Here is a 23,466-nt window from a genome sequence, read left to right on the forward strand (position 1 = left end):
GTGTTCAACGTCGCCCCGCGATCACGCACCCACGCCGACAACGCCGCCGTCTCCTCCACACCGAAATCGGCACACACGTCCCGTGATTCGCGGTACCGGCGCGTTGGATCGTCCGGGACGACCAGTGTCGGCTCGTCGACGCCGGCGAGCGCACGTGCCCATTCGTCGAGGGAGTGTTCGCGGTCCTGCCGCTCGACCCAGGCGAGGTAGTCCCGGTACGAGGTGGGCCGCGGGAGGCCGGCGGGGTCGCCTTCGGTCGCGTACAGCATCAGCAGTTCGCGAACGAGGAGCGGCGTCGACCAGCCGTCGAGCAGCAGGTGATGGTTGGTCATGATCAGCCGGTGACTGTCCGGCCCGGTGGTGACCAGCAGCCACCGGATCAGCGGCGGTTGCGCGGGATCGAATCGTGTCGCCCGGTCTTCCGCCATGATCCGTTCGAGTTCGCGGTCGCGGTCGTCGGCGGGGAGAGCGGACAGATCGATCTCGGTGAACGGCAGTTCGACGCGATCCCGGACGATCTGTACCGGTCGTCCGTCGACGTCGGGCACGAACGTGGTGCGCAGGTTGGCGTGGCGGTCCAGCAGCACCGTTCCGGCGCGCCGCAACCGCTCCGCGTCGACCTGTCCGCGCAGCTCGAGCACCAGTTGCACCAGGTACGCGTCGACGGAGTCCTCCGACACCAGCGCATGGAACAGCAGACCCTCCTGCAGCGGCGACAGCGGCCACACGTCAGCCAGGTCCGGATACTGCCGCTCGAGTTCCTCGATCTGCGCCTGCTGCAGTGTCACCAGGTCCAGGTCGGACGACGTGTGTCCCCCGGAGCCGGGGATGCGGGTGCGCTCCGCCAGCGCGGTGAGCACGCGGCACCACAGGTCGGCGACGTCGTGCACCTCGCCTGCGGTCAGTAGCCCGGTCGGGAACGCCCACGTGGCGCGCAGCCGAGGGCCGGTGCTGTCGTCGAGGGTGAGCGCGTTGATGTCCAGCGCCGCGGGCACCGGCATCTCCGGATCCTGGGCACCGCCGAGTTCCGAGCCGGCGTCGACGGGCATCCACGGTCCCGCCGGCATCCCGTCCGCTGTTCCGGTGGCGATGCGGCCGAGGTAGTTGAAGCCGATCTGCGGCCCAGCGTGTTCGCGCAGGATCGAGGCGGTTTCGTCGTCGAGATAGCGGAGCAGCCCGAAGCCGATGCCGTGGTCGGGGACCGCGAGGAGCTGTTCCTTGACGGACTTCACGGCCGCGTCCAGCGCAGGGCCGCCGCCGCAGGCGTCGTCGAGATCGATCCCGGCCAGGTCCAGCCGGACCGGGAAGCCGGTGGTGAACCAGCCGACGGTCCGGCTCAGCTCGGCGCCCGGTACCGTCTGTTCCTCCCGCCCGTGCCCTTCCAAGGCGATGAATGCGTCGTCGATCGGGGTGCCGCGGTTGCGGCGCCAGGCCGTCGCCGCGACCGCGAGTGCAGTGAGCAGACCGTCCGCGACGCTGCCGTGGAACGCATCGGGGACGGCGGTCAGCAGCGCCTCGGTCACGTCGGTCGGCAGTTCGACGCAGAAGTGCTCGGCCGTCGCGGTCACGTCGGTCGCGGGATCGAGCGGGCGGGATCCGATCGTCGGGTCGTCCCCGGCCGTGGTCGCGCGCCAGAAGTCGAGTTCGGCGAGCCGTTCGGGTTGCTGCGCGGCCTCGACCAGACCGTGCGCCCAGCGGCGCATCGACGTACCGACCGCGTCGAGCTGCGGGTTCTCTCCCGCCGCGATCTGCGACCACGCGGTCGCGAGATCCGGGACGAGGTTCCGCCACGACACCCCGTCCACGGCCGAATGATGGATCACGACCAGCAGCCGACCCGGGATTCCGGTGTCGGACGAGTCGGTGCCGGCGGGGTCGAACCACACCGCCTGCAGCACGATTCCCGAGGCCGGGTCGAGCCGGTCGGCGGCGGCGTCGAGTTCGGCGTGTGCGATGGCGTCGAAGTCGTCGCCGTGCGGGTCGGTGGCCACGCGGACGAGGACATCGTCGGCGTCGACGGTTCCGGTCGGCTGCACGGTCCAGGTCCACGTCCCGTTCGACGAGCGCAGCCGGGAGCGCAGCATGTCGTGCCGATCGAGCACGGCCTGGAGCGTGCGCGTGAGTGTCGTGTGGTCGATGCCGGCAGGTAGTTCGAGCAGGACCGCCTGGGAGAAGCGGGTGTGGTGCAGCGGGCTGCGGTCGAGGAGCCAGTGCATGACGGGGGTGAGCGGCAGGTCGCCGACCCCACCACCGGGCAGCTCCTCGAGCACCACCACACCGGCACCACCGGACGCCGCCACCTGCGCCAACGCCGCCACCGTCCGGCACTCGAACACATCCCGCGGCGAGAACACCAACCCCCGCGCCTTCGCCCGCGCCACCAACTGGATCGACATGATGCTGTCCCCACCGAGCGCGAAGAACGAATCCTGCGCCCCCACCGTCTCGACCCCCAGCACCTCGGCGAACAACTCCGCCAGCACCGCCTCCGTCTCCGAGGCCGGCGCACGGAACTCCGCCGCACCCGAACGGAAATCCGGCTCCGGCAACGCCGCCCGATCCACCTTCCCGTTCGCCGTCACCGGCACCGCATCGATCACCGACACCGACGCCGGCACCATGTGCGGCGCCAACCGCGCCCCCACCTGTGCCAGCACCGCGACCGGATCCAGCTCGGCGCCGGGTTCCGGCACCACATATCCGACGAGCCGATCCACCGCACCACGATGGACACTCGCCACCGCCTGCTCGACTCCGTCGCACGCCCGCAGCGCGGATTCGATCTCGCCGAGTTCGATGCGGAAGCCGCAGACCTTCACCTGATCGTCGGAGCGGTGGAGGTACTCGAGTTCGAATGTGTTGTCGCCGCACTTCTTCCATCGAACGAGGTCGCCGGTTCGGTACATCCGCTGCCCGGGGGTCCCGAACGGATCGGCCACGAACCGCGACGCGGTCAGCGAACCCCGGTTCCGGTATCCCCGTGCCAGGGCGGGGCCCGACAGGTACAGCTCCCCCGCCACGCCGACCGGGACCGGCCGCAGCCGGTCGTCGAGCACCAGTTCGGCGAATCCACGGATCGGGCCACCGATCGTCACGGGATCTCCCACCGTGAGCGGCCGTCCGGCGTTCGACTGGATCGTCGCTTCCGCCGGACCGTAGGTGTTCACCATGGTCCGGCCCGGCGCCCACCGCGCCACCAGCTCCGGCGGGCAGGCCTCACCACCGACGATCACCGTGCCCAGATGGTCGAGCCCGACCGGATCCACCGTGCCCAGCGCCGCCGGGGTCAGGGCCACATGGGTGACCTGCTCGCGCGCCAGCAACTCCGCGAGTTCGCGACCACCGAAGACCCCGGGCTGCGAGATCACCAGGCGGCCACCGGATCCGAAGGCCCACAACATCTCCAGCACCGCCGCGTCAAAGCTCGGCGACGCCGCGTGCAGCACCCGCGCATCCGGACCCAATCCGAACCGGGCGCGCTGCTCGGCAACCAGGTTCGCGAGTCCGGCGTGCGTGACGGTCACGCCCTTGGGCACGCCCGTCGACCCGGACGTGTAGATCACGTACGCGGCCTGCTCCGGCCGTACCGGCACCCGCACCTCCCGGTACCGGGAGCCGTCGGCGTGGGCGGTCTCGGAGACGGGTATCCAGGGGACGAGGCCGGGCAGCTGTTCGACTCGGTCCGGGGTCGTAAGGCCCAGCACGGCACCGGAATCGGCGAGCATGTGCTCGATCCGGCCGGCCGGGTACCCGGGGTCGACGGGGACGAACGCGGCCCCGGTCTTCGCGACCGCCCACACCGACAGGATCGACTCCACCGACCGCGACACCGCGATCGCCACCACCGATTCCGGACCCGCTCCTGCTTCGATCAACCTGTGCGCCAATCGATTCGACTCGTCGTGCAGCTCGCGGTACGTCACTCGACGGTCTCCGCAGACGACGGCGATCGCGTCCGGATCGGTCGCCGCCGACGCCGTCAGCAGCTCGGACAGCGTCCTCGACGGCAGCGCGGGTGCGCCCGCCGCCGGCACCAGGTGGCGGCGTTCGTCCGGGGAGAGGATGTCGATCGTCTCGATCGGCGCCGACGGGTCGGCGGTCACGTCCTCGAGGATGCGCACGAACCGTTCGGCGAACGCCCGCACGGTCGTCTCCTCGAGGAGGTCGTCGGCGTAGACGAGCGCAGCCGATATTCCTTCGGGGGCACCGTTTTCGGTGAACTCTTCGACGAGACCCAGGTGGAGGTCGTAGCGTGCGACGCCGGGATCGAGCAGGATCGGCTCGACCGTCAGGCCCGGCAGTTCCAGGCGCGCGGCTTCGGTGTTCCGGAACTCCAGCATCACCTGGAACAGCGGCGAATACGCGGTCGACCGCTCCGGATCCACGGCGTCGACGACCTGATCGAACGGGACCTCGGCGTGCGCGAAGGCTCCGAGCGCGCTCTCGCGCGCCCGGCCGAGAAGCCCGGTGAACGAACCGGCCGGATCGACGGCGGTCCGCAGCACGATCGTGTTGACGAACATGCCCACGACGTCGTCGAGCGCGGCCTCTCCCCGACCGGCGACCGGGGTGCCGACACTGATGTCGTCGGATCCGCCGAGCCGGGCCAGCAGCACCGCCAGCGCGGCGTGCATCACCATGAACATCGTCGAATCATGTTGCCGGGCAAGTTCTCGAAGGCGGCGGTGCAGTTCGGAATCCATCCTGAAGTCCGCCGTGCCCGCGTGCAGCGACCGGTGTACCGGCCGTGGCCGGTCCCACGGCAGTTCGAGCACCGCGGGCGCGCCGGACAACGTCCGCTGCCAGTACCCGAGCTGGACCGCGGCACGCGAATGCGGGTCCGTGTCGCTGCCGAGAAGCTCCCGCTGCCACAGGGTGTAGTCGACGTAGTCGACCGGCAGCGGCGCCCAGTCGGGGGCGTGACCGTCGCGGCGCGCGGTGTAGGCGACCATGACGTCCCGGGCCAAGGGCACCATCGACGAACCGTCGGCCGCGATGTGGTGCACCACCATGACAAGGGCGTGCTCGGCCGGGCCGGTCCGGAACAGTGCGGTCCGGATCGGGGCGGCGCGGCTGACGTCGAAACCGGTTCCGCCCAGCTCCGCGATGCGGGCCCGCAGGGTCGTCTCGTCGGGAACCACGGTCGGCGTCAGGTCGGGCAGCACCGCCTCGACGGGGAGCGTGACCTGATGCGGCCCGTCCTCGGAGCCGGGGTACACGGTGCGCAGCGTGATGTGCCGTTCGAGGACGTCGGCCAGGGCGGCGCGAAGGGCGTCCGGATCGAGATCGCCGGTCAGCCGCAGCGCGATGGGGATGTTGTAGGCCGGGGAGCCGGTGTCGAGCTGGTTGACGAGCCACATGCGCTGTTGCGCGAGGGACAGCGGGATCCGGTCCGGGCGCGGGAGGCGAGCCAGGGCGGGCCGGGATCCGGCCGCGGTGTCCCGGGCGCTCACTCGGGCGGCCAGTGCCGCCACGGTCGGCGCTTCGAACAGATCGCGGACCCCGATACCCGAGCCGAGCGCGGTGTTCACCCGGGCGACTACCCGCGTCGCACTGAGGGAGTTGCCGCCGAGGTCGAAGAAGTTCGCGTCGATGCCGAGTCCACCGGTGCCGAGCACGTCGGCGAAAGCCGTCGCGATCGCCGACTCGCGGGCGGTGCGGGGTGCGCGGAACTGCGTGGGCGCCGCGAAGTCCGGTGCGGGCAGCGCCGCGCGGTCGAACTTGCCGACCGGGGTACGCGGGATGTCGTCGAGGACGACGACGGCCGCGGGAACCATGTAACCCGGAACCCGTGCGCGCACGTGCTCGGTGAGCGCGGCGACATCGGGTTCTCCGTCGTCGGACGGGACGACATAGGCCACCAGAACGGTGTCTCCGCCCGGGCCGAGCCGCCCGACTGTGACGGCGAAACGCACACCCGGATGGGAGGCCAGGGCGGCGTCGATCTCGCCGAGTTCGATGCGGAGGCCGCGGATCTTCACCTGGAAGTCGCTGCGCCCCAGGTAGTCCAGTTCGAGTCCGCCGTCGTCGGCGCGCCGCCATCGCACGACGTCGCCGGTCCGGTACATCCGGCTGCCGGGTCCGCCGAACGGGTCCGCGACGAACCGGCCCGCGGTCAGGTCCGGCCGATTCCGGTAGCCCCACGCCAGGCCGGGGCCCGACAGGTACAGTTCTCCCGCGACTCCGACCGGCACGGGTCGCAGCCGCTCGTCGAGGACGAGTTCGGCGATGCCGCGGATCGGTCCGCCGATGCCGACCGGGCCGTCCGCCGCGACCGCACCGAGATTCGACATGACCGTCACTTCGGTCGGCCCGTACGCGTTGAACATCGTCCGGCCGGGCGCCCACCGCGCCACGAGTTCCGGCGCGCAGGCCTCACCGGCCGCCACCAGGCACCGGAGCGACCCGCGCCCGACGGGGTCGAGGGAGGCGAGCACCGACGGCGTCAGGACCGCGTGGGTCACCGCCCGGTGGTCCATCAGCGCGGCGAGATCGTCTCCGCCGTAGGTGCCCGGGGGTGCGATCACCAGTTGCGCGCCGGAACCGAAGGCCCACAGCATCTCGAACACCGACGCGTCGAAACTCGGGGACGCGAAGTGCAGCACGCGGGACGCGGGATCGGCGCCGAACCGCTCCCGCTCTTCCGTCGACAGACACGTCAGGCCCCGGTGCGGCACGACGACACCCTTCGGGGTTCCCGTGGAACCGGACGTGTAGATCACGTACGCCGGGTGGTCGAGGTGCAGCGGCGCGGTGCGGTCCCGGTCGGTGATCGGCTGCGGCGAATGCGTGGCCACCGCGTCGACGGCGGCGGGTTCGTCGATCGGCATCCACGGCACGTCCCCGGGCAGCGTCGGAGCCGAAGCCGTGACGGTCAGCCCGAGTGCCGCCCCCGAATCGGAGAGCATGTGCTCGATGCGCGCGGACGGGTAGGTGGGGTCGACCGGGACGAAGGCGGCCCCCGTCTTCGCGACCGCCCACACCGCGAGCACCGACTCGTACGAGCGCGGGATCGCCACGGCGACAGTCGTTCCGGGCCCGGCGCCTCGTGCGATCAGCAACCGCGCCAGTCGGTTCGAGTCGGTGTCGAGCCGGCCGTAGGTGATCCGCCGGTCCCCGCACCACACGGCGACCGCGTCGGAGTCGGTGCCGGCCGACGCGGCCAGCAGATCCGGCAGGGTGGCCGCGGGGACCGCGGCTGCCCCGGTGACCGGGGTCAGCTCGGCGCGTTCGCGCGGCGACAGGACGTCGAGGTCGCCGAGCCGCACCATGGGTTCGGCCACGCCCTGTTCGAGAATGCGGCGGAACCGATCCGCGCAGGCGCGCACGGCCGCCGCGTCGACTGCGGCGCTGAACTCGAAGTCGATCGTCAGGCCCGCAGGGTGACAGGCGTCGGTGAACGTCTCGGCGACGGTCACCCGGACGGCACCGAATCCGCCGCGGTCGCCGGGTGCGGGGGCGGTGATCGACACACCGGCGACGCCGGAATAGGTCGCTTCGCGCACTCCGAGCACGACCTGGCACGGCGACGGCGACTGCCCGCCCCTTGTCAGCTCGTCCAGGACCCGGGCGAGCTCGATCCCGGTATGGGAGAACGCACCCAGTTCACAGTCGCGTGTCCGGGCGACGGCCTCCGAGAAGGTGGTCGCGTCCTCCACCCGCGTGCGCAGCACGACGGCATCGACGCCGGTCCCGGCGCGCACGGGGGCGCCGATCGTGATGTCGTCGGAATCGACGGATCTGCTCAGCGCAACGGCGAGCGCGGTGTGCACGACCGAGTAGGTCCGGGTGTCGTGGGCCCTGGCCAGGCATCGCGCCCGGCGGTGCGTCCGGGCATCGACGGCGACGCGGGTGCGGTCCCCGTGTTCCGGATGCGCGGACGTCGGGCCGCTCGCCGGTCCGCCGGACGTCGGCAGGTTCGCGAGGGTGCGACGCCAGTAGTCGAGGTGCTGCGCCGCGGCGCGCCTGCGCTCGCCGGCACGCACGCTGTCGGGATCGATCGCGGACAGCGGCGTATCGGGCGCCGAGGACACGAATTCCTGGACGAATCCGACGAATCCACCGTGGAGTTCGTGCAACTCGTCGTCCCGATAGCGGCCGGGATTGCCCCGGAATTCGAGGTAGGTCGTCGGCGGTGTGCCGCTCTGGTACACGTTGACCAGCAGGTCCTCGACCGGTCCCGACGTGAGCACATGGAATTCACCGACGAGGGGCCCGAGAACGATCTCCTCGTGGAAGAGCATGACGTTCACCATCGGGGCACTCGCCCGGCGGGTGTCGGCGCCGAGGTCGCGCATGATCGTGGCGAGGTCACCACGCTGGTGCCGCAGTGCGCCGAGCAGTTCGCCCTGGACGCGGTCCACGAGGTCGCCGACGGCGTCGTCGGGTCGCACCGCGATCCGCAGCGGTGCGACGTTGACGACCATGCCACCGGACCGGCGCAACACCGCGGTGGTGCGGCCCGACACCGGAATGTCGACACGCACCTCCGGCCGGCCCGTCAACCGGGACAGGTAACACGCGAATCCGGCGATGATCGAGGCCGCCGAGTTTCCGCTCGCGCGGTTGTCGGTGTCGAGAAGCCGGGCCGCGGTGGCATCGGCGAGCGCGGCGGTGACCAGGGTGTTGTCGGCAACGGCCGGGGCCCGGCGCTCGCTCAGGCTCGAGCCCTCCGTCAGGACGGCGAGCCGTTCGGCCCAGTACTCGCGGTCGGAGTCGAAGCGCGCCGACTCGCAGTAGCGGCGGTCGAGGTCGTACAGGGCGCGCAGGTCGGCGGCACCGTGAGGTTCGGGCTCACGCCCCTCGGCCGCCGCGGTGTACAGCGCCGCGATCCGCTTCACCATGGTCATCGCGCCGTAGCCGTCCAACGCGACGTGATGAATTCGGCTGTACCAGAGATAGTGCTCGTCGCCGAGTCGCAGGATCGACGACGCGACGAGCCGGTCGGTGGCCGGATCCATCGGTGCCGTGTAGTTCGCGTGCATCCAGGCGTGGGCCGCCGCGACCGGGTCCTCGTGGGCCCGGAAGTCGAGCACCTCGAGGTCGGAGTCGAGCGTCGGATCGACCACCTGGTACGGCTCCCCGTCGACCTCGGTCAGCCGCAGGAACCCGGAACCGAACTCGAGCCCGGCCACGACGGCCACCCGGTGGAACAGGTCGACGTCGAGCGCCCCGTGGAATTCCACGTACTGGGCGATGCACAGCGGCACCTCGGGTGCGAGTTGCTGCGCGAACCACATCCCGTACTGGGCGGGTGAGAGGGGAAACGGGGTCGTGCTGTCCTTGCCGGCCGGCCCGGTGGAGGCAACGGGCGCGGCCGAGTCCGTGCTCATGACGCGAGCTTCTCCGCAATCTCGGTGCGGACGGACGACGGGACCGAACCCGCGAACTTCTTCAGGTAGGCCAGGACCCATTCGCGGTCGGCCGTCAGGAACGGGAAGTCCGAGCCGACCATGTGCCGCACGGCAAGCATGGGCACCGGCGCGTCGAGAGCTCGGAACTCGCTGTTGCGCAAACCGGACACCGTGCAGCCCGGGTAGAACTGGCCGAGCATGAGGCCCTGAACGACGAAGTCGGACTTGCGTTCGTTCTGCACGCGCTCGATCAGGTCGTAGTCCGTCAGATCGGGGAAGACCACGACGACGGCCTTGAGGGCGGCGTCGGCGCCGGTGTCCGGCGGAAGTCCCGGGAAGAGCTCGGCGAGGTCGTCGGCGATGGCGCGCATCCGGTCCTCCCCGACGTCGGTGCCGGGGACGAACGCTGCCCAGAACAACCGCCGGGTGATCGACGGGCCGGCGAACGGGCAGACCGGGCCACGCCGGCCGAGGTCCTTGTGCGGGTGGCACAGGTAGTCGACCGCCCAGCGGCGCACCGTCGGTGCGCTGGGGTGCTCGTCGATGGCGAACCCGTCGAAGAGGCTGACGAGTTCGATGCCCGATCGGGGGCCGCGTACGGAGGGACCGGGAGGGGTGGACGCCGGGGACGTTGCGGTTTCCAGGCGACGAGTGGTAGCCGGCATTTGCTTCTCCAAGTGACTGTGGATGGTCGGACTCATGGCGGTCCGTCTTCTGGGAATGTCCGTTTTTTGGGAATGTCTGCGATCGGTGCTGCCGATAACTTTCGGCCGCTTCACCGGCGGGGTCACGAGTAGTGCGCTACCTGTTTCGCGCTCCGGAACGGGTAGCGCGCAATGTGCTGGACTGTCGCTGTCGTGACATCTCTAGAATCCCGCGTTCCGGCCGACGTCACCAGTACCCAAGGGGGTTTCTGTTCACACCCTGTGGCCCGCCGCGCCCTGCCGCGTACCTGCCGAGCCGGTCCGGGCCGCGTCCGCACGAAGCAGGTGCCGGGCGAGCTCGGGACCGATCTCGGCGAGGGCCTGCGGACTCGTCAGCTCCTGGTGGGTGGCTCGCACCGCGTGCTCGTCGATCCGGCCGGCGACGTGCGCCTGCCAGGCCTCTGCGGCGGTGGGGTCGCCGGCCGATTCCGCGGCCGCGAAGTACAGCACATCGAGATCGGGCGACGCCGACGGACTATGTGTGACAGCGAGTTCCACCGTCGCGGTGAACACCCGGTGCAGCATCTCGACGCGTTCCGGCGTCACCGCGTCGAACAGGCCGCCGGTGCGGCGCAGCACGTCCGCGGCCTGTTCCGCGGTCAACGTGTCGCCGGCCGGCAGGTCACCGAACTCGGCGAGCAGTTCGGCCAGGGTCGGTGGTTCGCGGCGGATGTCGTCGTCGCCCAGCAGATGCGAGTCGAGCATCGTGAGGGTCGCGACCTCGGAGCCGAGCCGCACCGCCATCTCGTGGGCGATCTGGCCGCCCACCGAATACCCCACCAGGTGGTACGGGCCGTCCGGCTGCACGGACCGGATCTGCTCGATGTAGCGGTCGGCGAGGTCGCCGAGGTCGGTGAAACGCGCCTCGAGGTCGGTGAGCGCCGGGGACTGCAGGCCGTACACCGGGCGATCGCCCAGGTAGGGCACCAGACCGGTGAAGCACCAGGCCAGGCCGATCGCCGGGTGGATGCAGAACACCGGCGTGCCGGTGCCGTCCGGGCGCAGCGGAAGCAGCGGCGCGAGCGCGTCGTCGGCTTCGTGGTCCGGCGCGGTGGCGATCCGGTGGGCCAGGGATTCCGGGGTGGGGTCGGTGAAGATCCACTGCACCGGCACCTGCCGGCCGATCCCGTCCGAGATCTTGGCCATCAGCACGGTCGCACTCAGGGACGTGCCGCCGAGAGCGAAGTAGTTGTCGTCCAGCCCGACCCGATCGATCCCGAGATCCTCGGCGAACGCGTCGGCGACGACGGTCTCGGCGGCGTCGCGCGGCGCCCGGTAGGCGACGCGGGTGTGCTCCGGCCGCGGCAGGGCGGCCCGGTCGAGCTTGCCGTTCGCGGTGACCGGGACCCGAGCCAGGACGGTGACGGTCGCGGGAACCATGTGCGGGGCGAGCCGGGCGCGGGCGTGGCCGAGCACGGCATCGACGTCGACCTCGGAGCCCGGGGCCGCGACGACGTAGCCGGCGAGCCGGTCCCCGTCGGTGTGGGCGACGGCGTGCGCGACACCGGGATAGCCGAGCAGCGCCGATTCGATCTCGCCGAGTTCGATGCGGAATCCGCGGACCTTCACCTGCTGATCGGAGCGGCCGACGTAGTCGAGTTCGAGCGTCCCGTCCTCGCGGCGGCGCCAGCGCACCAGATCACCCGTGCGGTACATCCGCAGCCCGTCCGCGGCGGCGACGAACCGAGCCGCCGACAATCCGGGACGGTTACGGTAGCCACGGGCCGAGCCGGGACCCGACAGGTACAGTTCCCCCACCACCCCGACCGGGACCGGCCGCAGCCGCTCGTCGAGCACCAGTTCGGCGAAGCCGCGGATCGGGCCGCCGATCGTAACCGGTTCTCCTGCAACGAGAGCGCGACCTGCATTGGACTGAATAGTCGTTTCCGCGGGACCGTAGGTGTTCACCATGGTCCGGCCAGGGGCCCACCGCGCGACGAGTTCCGGAGGGCAGGCCTCGCCACCGACGATGACCGTGCTCAGATGGTCGAGTCCGTCCGGATCCACCGTGCCCAGCGCAGCGGGGGTCAGTGCCACGTGCGTGACCTGCTCGCGCGCCAGCAGATCGGCGAGCTCGCGCCCGCCGAACACCCCGGGCGGAGAGATCACCAGACGACCACCGGCCCCGAAGGCCCACAGCATCTCCAGGACGGCCGCGTCGAAACTCGGCGAGGCCGCGTGCAGCACCCGCGCGTGCGGGCCGAGTCCGAACCGGGTGCGCTGTTCGGCCACCAGGTTCGCCAGGCCCGCGTGGGTGACCTCGACGCCCTTCGGCACTCCCGTCGATCCGGACGTGTAGATGAAGTATGCGGGATGCTCGACCAGCAGCGGCGCGACCCGATCCGCATCGGTCACCCGATCGATCGACGCCTGCTCGCACGGCTGATCCAGGTTCAGCCACGTCACCGATGCCGGCAATGCATCACGCGCATCCGAAATCGTGACCCCCACCGTCACAGCCGAATCCGCGATCATGTGCGCAATTCGCGCCGCGGGATAGTTCGGGTCGACGGGAAGGAACGCGGCCCCGGTCTTCACGACCGCCCACACCGCGAGCGCGGATTCGAGCGACCGCGGAATCGCGATCGCCACCGCAGACTCCGGACCGACACCGGCGCGGATCAGTACCCGCGCCAGCCAATTCGACTGCTCGTCCAGCTCACGGTAGGTCAGCCGGCGCTCCCCCGCGACCACCGCGACCGCGTCGGGGTCGGCAGCCGCCGCGGCCGCGAACAACTCGGGCAGGGTGACGGCGGGGACCGACGCACCGCCCGACACCGGGACCAGTTCGGCGCGTTCGGCGTCGTCGAGCAGGTCGAAGGCGCCGAGCGGACGCGTCGGCTCGGCAACGACGGCCTCGAGCAACCCCACGAACCGACGCGCGAAACCGTCGACGGTGCTGCGGTCGAAGATGTCTGTGGTGTAACCGAATTCGGCTTTCATTCCGGCGGGAGCGCCGGAACGGTCCCGGGTCTCGTCGATGCTCAGGTACAGATCGCACTTGGCGACCTCGAGGTCGATGTCGACGGTCTCGACGGTCAGCCCCGGCAGGTCGAGGCGGGTCGCGTCGAGGTTGCGGAACTCGAGGAGCACCTGGAACAGCGGCGAGTGCGCGGAGGATCGCACCGGGTCGAGCGCCCGGACGACGTGGTCGAACGGGACGTCGGCGTTCCCGAAGGCGGCGAGGTCACCGTCGCGCACCTGGGCCACCAACTCGCCGAAGGTGGACTGCGGTGCGATGCGGGTGCGGAGGGTCACCGTGTTGACGAACATGCCGACCATGTCGTCGAGCGCCGCGTCGCCCCGGCCCGCCACCGGCGTTCCGATCGCGAGATCCGCTGTGCCCGCGAGCTTCCCGAGGAGGACTGCCAGCGCGGCGTGCACGACCATGAACACGGTGGCGTCGTGCTCGCGGGCCAGCTCGGTGACCGCGCGGTGCAGGTCCGGGCCGAACCCGAACGGCACGGCGGCCCCGTGCGCGGAGCGATGCATCGTCCGCTCCCGATCGGTCGGCAGTTCGAGCAGTTCCGGCAGTCCGTCGAGGGTGTGGCGCCAGAAGTCGATCTGCGCGGTCGCGAGCGAGTCCGGGTCGGTGTCGTCGCCGACGACCTCCCGCTGCCACAGGGTGTAGTCGACGTAGTGCGCGGGCAGCGGCACCCACAGCGGCGCCTGCCCCTGCGCGCGGGTCGTGTAGGCGAGCATCACATCCCGTGCGAGCGGCGCCATCGAGAAGCCGTCGGCCGCGATGTGGTGCAGCACGATCGCGACGACGTGCTCCTGGGAGCCCAGCCGGAACAGGGCGGTGCGGATCGGGACGTCGACGCTCACGTCGAAGCCGATGGACGCGACGGCGCGCAACCGTTCCCGCAGCTCGGATTCGCCCGTCACCGGCATCGGCGTGAGGTCGGCGGTGACGCTGCCGGCGGGCAGCACGACCTGATGCGGACCCTGCTCGGACGACGGGTGAACGGTGCGGAGAGCCTCGTGCCGCTCCAGCACATCGGCGAGCGCGGCGCGCAGCGCGTCGAGGTCCAGGTCGCCGGTCAGGCGCAGCGCGATCGGGACGTTGTAGGCGGGGGAGGTCGGATCGACCTGGTTGACCACCCACATCCGCTGCTGCGCGAGCGACAGCGGCACCCGCTCCGGCCGGGGACCTGCCACCAGGGCGGGCCGGTCCCCCGCGCGACGGCCGGCCGCATCGGCGCGCGCGGCGAACGCCGCGACGGTGGGTGCCTCGAACAGTTCCCGCACACCCATTTCCGTGCCGACGGCGGTGTTCACGCGGGCGACCACGCGGGTCGCGCTGAGCGAGTTGCCGCCGAGGTCGAAGAAGTGGTCGTCCAGGCCGACGCGGTCCAGGCCGAGGACCTCCGCGAAGGCCGCGGCGGCGGCACGTTCGGTGCCGGTGACGGGCGCCCGGTATTCGGCCCGGGCGAAGTCCGGGGCGGGCAGCGCGGCGCGGTCGAGCTTGCCGACCGGGGTGAGCGGCAGTTCGCCGAGCACGACGATCGCCGCCGGAATCATGTGCGAGGGCACGAAGTCCCGGAGATGCGCGATCAGCGCGGCGGCCTCGGGGACCGCGGTGTCGGATCCGTCCGCGGGCAGCACGTAGGACACCAGCACGGTGTCGCCGCCCGGCCCGGGGCGTCCGACCGTGATGGCGAAGTCCACGTCCGGATGGGCGGTGAGGGCCGCGTCGATCTCCCCGAGTTCGACGCGGATGCCGCGGATCTTGACCTGGAAGTCGGACCGGCCGAGGTAGTCGAGAGTGGAGCTTCCGTCGGCGGTGGTCCGCCAGCGCACGACGTCACCGGTGCGGTACAGGCGCGCACCCGGCTCACCGAAGGGGTCGGCGACGAACCGCGACGCGGTCAGCGCCGGCCGCCCCCGGTAGCCGCGCGCCAGCGCAGGTCCGCCGAGGTAGAGCTCGCCGGCGACACCGGCCGGGACCGGGCGCAGCGCGGCGTCGAGGACGACCTCGGTGAATCCGCGTCCCGGTCCCCCGATGGTCACGGGTTCTCCCGGGACGAGCGCGTCGCTGAGATTGGACATCACGGTCGCTTCGGTGGGCCCGTATCCGTCGAGCATGGTGCGGCCGGGAGCCCAGCGATCCACCAGTTCCGATGCGCACGCCTCCCCCGCGACGAGCAGGACGCGCAGCGCGTCGAGACCGGACGGGTCGAGCGAGGCCAGCACGCTCGGGGTGAGCACCATATGGGTGACGGCCTCGCGGCGCAGGAGCTCGGTGAATTCGTCGCCGCCGTAGACGGTCGGGGGCACGATGACCAGGGTCGCGGCCGATCCCACCGCCCACAGCATCTCGAACACCGACGCATCGAAACTCGGTGAGGCGCAGTGGAGCACCTTCGCATTGCGGTCGCCGGCGAGGCGGGTGCGTTGTTCGGTCACGAGGTTCGCCAGCCCGTGGTGGGTGACGACGACGCCCTTCGGCAGGCCGGTCGAACCCGACGTGTAGATCACGTACGCGGCCTGGCCGGGGTTGACCGGGTCGCCGTCGGTGATCGGCGCGTCGGACACGTCGCCGGCGGGTTCGTCGAGCAGGAGCCAGCACACCGAGCCGGGCAGCCGGTGCACCGTCGACGAAAGGGTCACGCCGACAGTTACTTCGGAGTCGGTGATCATGTGCTCGATGCGTCCGGCCGGGTGGTTCGGGTCCACCGGCACGAACGCGGCGCCGGCCTTCGCGACGGCCCACACCGCGGTCACCGACTCGACGGATCGGGTGAGTGCAACCGCGACGATCGACTCACGGCGCACACCGGCGGCCCGCAGGGCGCGAGCGAGCCGGTTCGACGCGGCGTCGAGTTCGGCGTAGGTGACGCGCCGGCCGGGCGCCGCGAGCGCGATGCCGTCGGGGTTCGCGGCGACCGCCTCGGCCAGCAGCTGCGGCAGCGTGATGCCGGGCATCGGGGCGGTACCGCCGACGACGGTGCGGTGCGGGGCCTCGAGGTCGGCCAGGCGGGATTCCGGGCCGGCCGCGAGCATCCGCTCGACGAGCGCGACGACGGCGTCGTGGTGCACGCGCAGCTCGTCGTCGCCGTAGCGATTCGGATTGGCGGCGAACTCGACGAATACCGTTGCGCCGCTGCGGTATACGTTCACGACGAGATCGGGCACGGGACCGGTCGTGAGGATGTGGAAGTCGGTGGAGAGCGAACCGAACTGCAGGTGCCGGTCGAACAGCATCACGTTGACCATCGGACCGGTCACGGCGCGGGCGGCGGCGTCCGCGCCGAGGTCGCGCAGGATGTCCTCGACATTGCCGCGCTGGTGCCGCAGTGCGCCGAGCAGTTCCCCCTGGACGCGGTCCACGAGGCCGCCGACAGTGTCGCCCGGCCGCGTCTGCACCCGGATCGGGGCGACGTTGGCGAGCATGCCGCCCGAGCGGCGCAGGATCGCGGTGGGTCGCGCCGAGACCGGGATGTCGACGGTGACCTCGCGGCGGCCGGTGCGTCGGGACAGGTAGTGGGCGAATGCCGCGACCAATGTGGCGGCGGCGGTGCCGTCGTTGCCCGAGAGCAGCGCGGCGGCCCGATCGGACAGGGCGGTGCGGAGGGTGCGGCTCGTCGCGACCGGCGGGGCGTCCCGGTCGGCGAGAGTGGCAGCGCCGCTGCGGGTGTCCAGGCGCTGCGCCCAGTAGTCGCGGTCGGCGGCGAACCGGTGGGACTCGCGGTACTCGCGCTCGAGCCGTTCGAGGGTGCGCAGGTCCGCGGCCCGGTTCGGTTCCGGCACAGTGTGTTCCACCGCGGCGGTGTAGAGGGAGGCAACTCGGCCGACCATCGTCGCGGCACCGTGCCCGTCGAGGGCGATGTGGTGGATGCGGCTGTACCACAGGTAGTGCTCGTCACCGACCCGCAGCAACGTCGACTCGCACAGGTGGTCGCGCTCGAAGTTCACCGGGGCCGTGTAGTTCGCGTGCATCCAGGACTGCGCGGCGGTCAGCGGGTCGGGTTCGGCGCGGAAGTCGTGGAAGCCCATCTCCGCGTCGGCCGGCGGGTCGATAACCTGGTGTGGCACGCCGTCGACCTCGACGATGCGCAGGAACACCGACTGGAACTCGTGTGCGGCGCGCATCGCGACCTCGCGGAACAGCTCGACGTCGAGCGGACCCCGGATGTCGAGATACTGGGCGATGCAGATCGGCACATCGGGTGCGAGGTGCTGCGCGAACCACAGTCCGTGCTGGGCGGCCGAGAGTGGGAACGGCTCGTGGACGGTGGTCGACGCGGCGCGGTCCATCGATTCACAACCCCTGGAGTGCTGGCGCCGCGGGGTGCGCGGCGGGCGGTGGATTCTTCGGTTCGCCGGTGCGAATCCGGCTTCTCCACCGTGCCGCGGCGGGGCCGCGTCGTTAACACACCCAAGGGGTGAGGGTGTACCACCTCGTGTGTCTTGGTGGCGGCCGGGGCCGCCACATCTGCACACCGGCGCGTCAGCGCCGAATGGACGCTGCCGCGTCAGCGCCTGGCGATGCCTCGGCCGATCCGTTCGATCCGTTCGACACCGGACGCACCCACCCCGGCCGCCCGGTCGCCGATCGCCTTGGCGCTGCCACCGATCGCCTCGCCGAGCGCACCGCCGACGATGCGGACGGGGCGGGAGATCTCGTCGAGCGCCTCGGCGACGGCGGGATCCTCGTCGTCGAGCCACCCGGCGGCATCGGCTCGGCACGCCGCGCGGAAGTCGTCGAGGTCCTCGCGCAGATCCACCAGGTTCTTCACGGTGCGGGTCGACGACAGCCGCTTCACCAGCTCGAGCGTGGTGCCCTGGGCGAACCGCGCCAACGCGCGGCGGGCTCGGCGCAACAGTTCGCCGTCGCGGTCGAGGTGCTCGGCGAGCAGACCGCGGGCCTGCCCGATCGCCTCGGGCAGAGCGGCGGGCTCGGTGGTGCGCAGGTGCTCGAGGCGCAGTCGGTGCCAGAGGTTCAGCGAGTCCTCGACGAGAACGAGCAGCTGCAGGGTCTCCCCGAGCCGCTGCGCCGGGTCGAGCGCGCCGGCTTCGGCGGCGTCGGCCGCGTCGAGAACCGCGGTCGCGTGGTCACGCAAACGCGAGACGGCCGTGGCGAGCGGCGCACCGAAGCCGGCCACCGCGTCCCATTCCCGTGCCGGGAGCGCACCGGTCTGGTCGACGATCGCCACGGCACGGGTCAGCTCATTGTGGTGGGCGACGACGTCACCGAGGGCGGGGGCGTCGGCCAGTTCGAGGAGCTGCTCGACGGTGCTCGACCCGGTCCCGGCCGGCCCGGCGGTCACCCGGGCCACCGCGGCCTCCACCGACGAGACGGCGGCGCGCAGCGCACGGACGATCGCGTCGAGGGACCCTGCACCGGCGGGCGGGACGTCGGGAGCCGCGGGGTTCGGTTCGTCGGTCATGGTGTCCATGGTGCTACGTCCGGTTTCCGGACGCACGCGGGACCCGGCGGTCACCGGCACCACCGAGCCGTCAGTTCCGGACCCGCACCCACGCGTCCTCGAGGAGCGCCACGAGGTCGATCTCGCGGCGGGCCCGGTACGCGCTCAGGACGCGGCGCGGGCGGGTTTCGTCCTCGAGTCCGATCGCGGCGGCGAGCGCGGCGGCCATGCCCTCCTCCGGCACGATCTCCGGCGTCGAATGCCCGACCAGCGCCAGCGCCTTGCGCAGCGGTTCGGCGTTGTCGGCGACCGTGCGCAACGGCACCACGTCGAAATGCCCGTCGGGGTGGAACTCGAGGAACACCTCGTTGTCCTCCTCGACTCCGAGATCCTCGAGGAATCGCCGGATCGTGCCGAGCTGCGGGGTCGCGCCGGACCACCGCATCACCTGCGTCCCCAGCCGGGAACCGAGCACCAGGCCCCCTCCGGGCGGGCATCCGACGATCCCGGCCACGGCGGACGGAACCGGGAAGTCGGCGCCGCGCAGGTGGTCGCGGGTGGCGGTGATACGCAGCCGGGAGACGTCGCCGAGCCGGTAGAGCCGGCGGGTGCGCTGCGGCGACCGCACCGCGACGTGGGTGCGGACCCGTCGCCGGACGCGGCCCCCGACGACCTCGAAGTCGCCGCTGTCCGCGAAGATCCGAGCGGCGGCCTCCGAGATCGGGAACCGCTCGGTCAGGGCGGCGGCCAGCGCGGCGGCGTCGGCGGACCCGCCGGCCCCGTCGACGATCCGGGCGATGCGCGCACGGACCGCACCCGGGATGTCGGTCTCCCACCGCGCGAGCGACCACAGTCCGGATTCGGAGACGGCGAACCGTTCGTCGTCTGCGAGCTCACCGATGACGGTCGCGGTGTCGTGGGTGGTGTCCATGCGGGTGACGAGGGCGGCGGCGGGCATCGGATCGCCGAGGATCTCGAGCACCTGCGCCGCGCGATCGGCGAGGCTGTCCTGGCGAGTGAGGATCCGGCCGTCGATCACCGGCAGCCCGCAGTGCCGCAGCCACGCGGTCAGTTCGCCGGCGGGCAGATTCCACAGTGCCCCGACGGCGGCGAGTTCGACGACCCCGTTCTCGGATTCGAACTCGGCGAGCAGGGCGCGTGTCTGCCGCTCCGCCTCGGGCAGGTTCGGCACCGCGACCCAGCCGTCCGCGACTTCGAAGCGGTCGTCGAGACGGTTCAGCACCCGGCCGAGCGGAACGTCGAGACCGGGAACCTGCCGGGACAGGTCCGGGGACAGCGCCAGGATCCGGTCGAGCGAGGCGACGGGTCGCACGTGCACGCGCAGCGCGGCGAGCAGGTCCCCGACCGCCGTGCCGAACGGGAACGTCGACGGGGCGGACGGATCGGCGGGAACATCGTCGAGGACCCGTTGCCGCAGGTTCTCCCGCTCCGGCGCGGGCAAGGCCGCGACGTAGCCGCCGAGTTCGGCGATCGGATCGTGCGGTCCGGGCAGCGGCAGGTCGCGCGCGATCAGGGCGGTGATGCGCGCGGCGACCTCCTGGATCTCCTCGGGGGCACCGTCCTCGAGTTCGACGCGCAGCAGCGGCCGGTCGCCCTGGCCACGCAGCGTCCGCCAGCGGGCCAGTTCCGCGAGATCGGAGACGAGCAGGTCGAGTGCGGGCACGTTCGATCCGGTGGCCGCACCCTCCGGTGCGCGCAACACGCCGGGATCGCGCAGGATCGCGAGGACCATCGCCGCACACACGATCTCGTGCACGGTGGCGGGGCCGGCGCCGCGCACCGCGAACAGGTCGGACGGGCTGCGGTCGAGCAGCGCGGCCGTGGTCGCGACCCCCGGCAGGCGGTCGACGATCGTGGCCGCGGCGGTGCTCAGGTCCAGCGCGGCGACCGGCACGTCGATCCGGTCGGCGAGCCCGGCGGACAGCGGCATGTCCGGATGTTCGGTGACGTAGATGTGGGCGAGGGCCGCGCAGACGGCGGGAACGTCGGCCGAGGCGGCCGTCTCGGCCGGCGACTGCTTCTCCCACCAGCGGTCGCCGGGAGCGAGTTCGGACAGGGCCGCGGCGCGTCCGGAACCGTACCGGTCGAGCCACGGCATCAGATCGAGCCAGCGGCGCTCCCCGAGTTCCTTGTCGGACAACGCAATGGACCACAGCGACACGACCGGCTGCTCCTCTTCGACGCTCGGCGGGATATCACGAACCACGGACCCCCCACCGCCGCGGTCACCCACGAGAGGAAACCGCCCGGTCGACTCTACCGGTGCGCCACCGTCCGGGCTCGTGACGGGGCCGAGAGACCCGGGACGGCCCGGCGATTCGCCCGGATCGGCGCCCACCCGGCGGTAACGTTGACGGTGTCGGGGCATTCCACCGAGGTTCACCTCGAGCGAGGAGTTCCGGATGCGACGGCCACATCGCGCGACCCCGGTACTGTCGGCCGGCTCGCTCTTGACCACAGTCCTCGTCACGGTGTGGCTCCTGTCGACCGCCGGCCCGGCGACCGCGTCACCGGTGTCCGGGTTCCCCCTTCCGCCACCGCCGCGTGTGACGCTCGACGACCTGCTGCCGACACCGATCACCGACGACGAGTTCTTCGCGCGACCCGCGGATCTCGAGGCCTACCCGCCGGGCACGGTGCTGCGGGAACGTGCGGTGCGGATGCGGGCGCTGCCGGCGGCGCTCGTCCCTCACACCGCACGGCAGTTCCTGGTGCGCTCGACCGACGCGTCGGGACGGCCGATCCCGGTGACGGCGACGCTCGTGCTGCCCGACGCCCCGTGGCCCGGCGGGACGCGGCCGGTCGTCGTCTACAACATGGCGATCGATTCGCTCGGCACCCGCTGTACCCCGTCGTATCGGATGGTGCACGATGCCGTCGACATCGACGTCCCGCCGATGCTGCCGGTCCTGCTCGCCCACGGCTGGGCGGTGCTCGTCCCCGATCACGAGGGACCGAACATGGCGTATGCCGCCGGCCCGCTCGCCGGGCACGCCGTGCTGGATTCGATCCGGGGGTTGCGCACCGTCGCACCCGACCTCGCGGATTCTCCGCTCGCGATGACCGGCTACAGCGGCGGCGCCATCGCGACGGGCTGGGCCGCGCAACTGCAACCGACGTACGCGCCCGACGTGCAGTTCACCGGCGCCGCGGCCGGTGGGCTGCCCGCCGACCTGTCGCTGCTGCGGGCCACGATGAACGGGCAGCTCGGAGCCGGGCTGTTCCTCGCGGCGACGGTGGGTCTGGCCCGCGAGTATCCGCAACTGCTGGACCTGGCCGACCCGTTGACCGGGGTCCTGGCCCGGACCCCGCTGAAGGACCAGTGCACGATCGTGCTGGCTGCCACCGGCGTCGCCATGGTTCCCGTCGAGGTGTTCACCACCGTCCCGGACCCGTTCGACGATCCGCGGGTGCGGCAGGTGCTCGACGACAACCGGCTCGGCGGGCAGATCCCGCAGGCCCCGATGTACCTGTACCACGGGTCGTCGCAGGTGTTCCTCGGTGACGAGTTCATCCCGGAATCGGGAGTTCTTGCCCTGCAACAGCAATGGTGCGCCGGCGGCGCGAACGTGACCTATGTGCCGGTGTGGGGTGAACACCTGACGGCCGCGGTCGCGGGTGCACCCGGGATGCTGGACTGGATCTCCGAGCGGCTCGCCGGTGTGCCGGCACCGCAGGGGTGCCCGTGAATCAAGATGCCGCGGTGTCCGAATCCTGGGCGTCCTGCGCGGCGGGCCTCAGCCGCAGCAGCACCAGGCCCGCGACGAACGCGACGATCAACGACGCGACCGCACCGTTGACGTGCAGGGCATTGACCGCGACCGCCGCCCCGCCGACACCGGCGAGCAGCGCACACCACAGCAACGCCTTTGCGATCACCACACCCATGACCACGCACCCTCCAAGGCCCCGATCCGACAAACGACAATAGTGTCACCCGTCACAACCGCTGCGACACCGGGTCCGGCGTGTCCGAGAATCCGCGTTCCGGCGACTCCCCACGGGCCGTCCCGGTCCGTAGGCTCGGAGCCGGATGCCCCGGCGGAATCCGGGCGTGAGACGAGGCGGAGGTACGGCGTGAACTTCGGGGACGTGCGACTGCAGGATGTGACCCTGCGGGATGTGACACTGCGCGACGGACTGCAGCTGACCGGCAAGCTCCTGCCCACCGAACGCAAGGTGCGCCTCGCCCGGTCCCTGCTGGCCACCGGCATCCCCGAGCTCGAGATCGGTTCGCTCGCCCGCCCGGACCTGGTCCCCCCGATGGCCAACACCCTGGAGTTGATCGCGGCGCTCACCGAGGAGGAACTCGATCGCTGCTGGGTGTGGGTCGCCACGCCGCGGCACGTGGAGAAGGCGATCGCGGCCGGCGCGCGCCACTTCCAGTACTGCTTCTCGGTGTCCGACGCCCACAACAACGCGAACATCGGCCGCGACACCGAGACGAGCGTCGCCGCGATGCCCGCCGCCGTCGAACTGGCCCACGCCGCCGGCGGCAGCATCCAGCTGTGCCTCGCCACGTCGTTCACCTGCCCGTTCGACGGCCCCGTCGACCCGGACCGGGTCCTGGAGATCGCGTGCGATCCGCGGACCGACGGCGCCGCCGACATCGTCCTCGCCGACACCCTCGGGCAGGCCGTGCCCGGCCAGGTCGCCGAGCTGATCGCGCGGGTCCGCACCGAATCCCCCGCGCGCCGGATCGTCTACCACGGCCACGACACGTGGGGACTCGGTGTCGCGAACAGCCTGGCCGCGGTGTCGGCCGGTGCGAGCGTCGTCGACGGGGCCCTCGCCGGGCTCGGCGGCTGCCCGTTCGCGCCCGGTGCGAGCGGTAACACCGCCACCGAGGACCTGCTGTTCGCAACCCGCCCGCAGTGGCTGTCGCCGGACGTGTTCGCCGATCTGGTGCGGCTCGGCGAGGACCTCGTGGCCGAACTGGACGAACCGAACCGGGCACGGGCGACGCAGGGCGCCCGTTCGGAAGCCGCAGCGTTCGAATGGGTGCTGCGTTCGTGA

8 protein-coding genes are annotated in these 23,466 nt (G+C 71.6%); 2 read left to right on the plus strand and 6 right to left on the minus strand.

Annotation, left to right across the window (positions count from 1 at the left end; genetic code table 11):
* From ACWDTS_RS00005 to ACWDTS_RS00025, 5 genes are all read right to left on the minus strand, one after another.
* The coding region (locus tag ACWDTS_RS00005; protein WP_450117272.1) for an amino acid adenylation domain-containing protein at positions 1-9,332 on the minus strand (9,332 nt) is incomplete at its 3' end.
* Positions 9,329-10,018 (minus strand): DUF6875 domain-containing protein, encoded by a 690-nt coding sequence (locus tag ACWDTS_RS00010; protein WP_450111485.1) that lies wholly within the window; start codon positions 10,016-10,018, stop codon positions 9,329-9,331. The genes ACWDTS_RS00010 and ACWDTS_RS00005, both read right to left, overlap by 4 nt.
* Positions 10,019-10,270: 252 nt before the next feature.
* Positions 10,271-17,317, minus strand: a complete 7,047-nt coding sequence (locus ACWDTS_RS00015; RefSeq protein WP_450117273.1) for an amino acid adenylation domain-containing protein — start codon at positions 17,315-17,317, stop codon at positions 10,271-10,273.
* A 218-nt stretch (positions 17,318-17,535) separates the two neighbouring features.
* Entirely contained in the window at positions 17,536-18,450 is a 915-nt protein-coding gene (locus tag ACWDTS_RS00020; RefSeq protein WP_197256114.1) for a hypothetical protein, read from the minus strand.
* 70 nt (positions 18,451-18,520) lie between these two features.
* The gene (locus ACWDTS_RS00025; protein ID WP_248674285.1) at positions 18,521-20,656 is read right to left on the minus strand and encodes a hypothetical protein; all 2,136 of its coding nucleotides are present in this window, start codon (positions 20,654-20,656) and stop codon (positions 18,521-18,523) included.
* 244 nt (positions 20,657-20,900) lie between these two features.
* Here ACWDTS_RS00025 and ACWDTS_RS00030 point away from each other — a divergent pair, with 244 nt between their 5' ends.
* Positions 20,901-22,139 (plus strand): lipase family protein, encoded by a 1,239-nt coding sequence (locus ACWDTS_RS00030; protein WP_282581989.1) that lies wholly within the window; start codon positions 20,901-20,903, stop codon positions 22,137-22,139.
* Position 22,140: 1 nt separating this feature from the next.
* On the opposite strand, the gene ACWDTS_RS00035 is transcribed toward ACWDTS_RS00030, so the two are convergent.
* Positions 22,141-22,332, minus strand: a complete 192-nt coding sequence (locus tag ACWDTS_RS00035; protein WP_374068785.1) for a hypothetical protein — start codon at positions 22,330-22,332, stop codon at positions 22,141-22,143.
* Positions 22,333-22,557: 225 nt separating this feature from the next.
* Between ACWDTS_RS00035 and ACWDTS_RS00040 the strand changes: the two genes are divergently transcribed.
* The gene (locus ACWDTS_RS00040; protein WP_197256123.1) at positions 22,558-23,466 is read left to right on the plus strand and encodes a beta/alpha barrel domain-containing protein; all 909 of its coding nucleotides are present in this window, start codon (positions 22,558-22,560) and stop codon (positions 23,464-23,466) included.

It is taken from the genome of Rhodococcus sp. NPDC003383 (genome assembly GCF_053589115.1).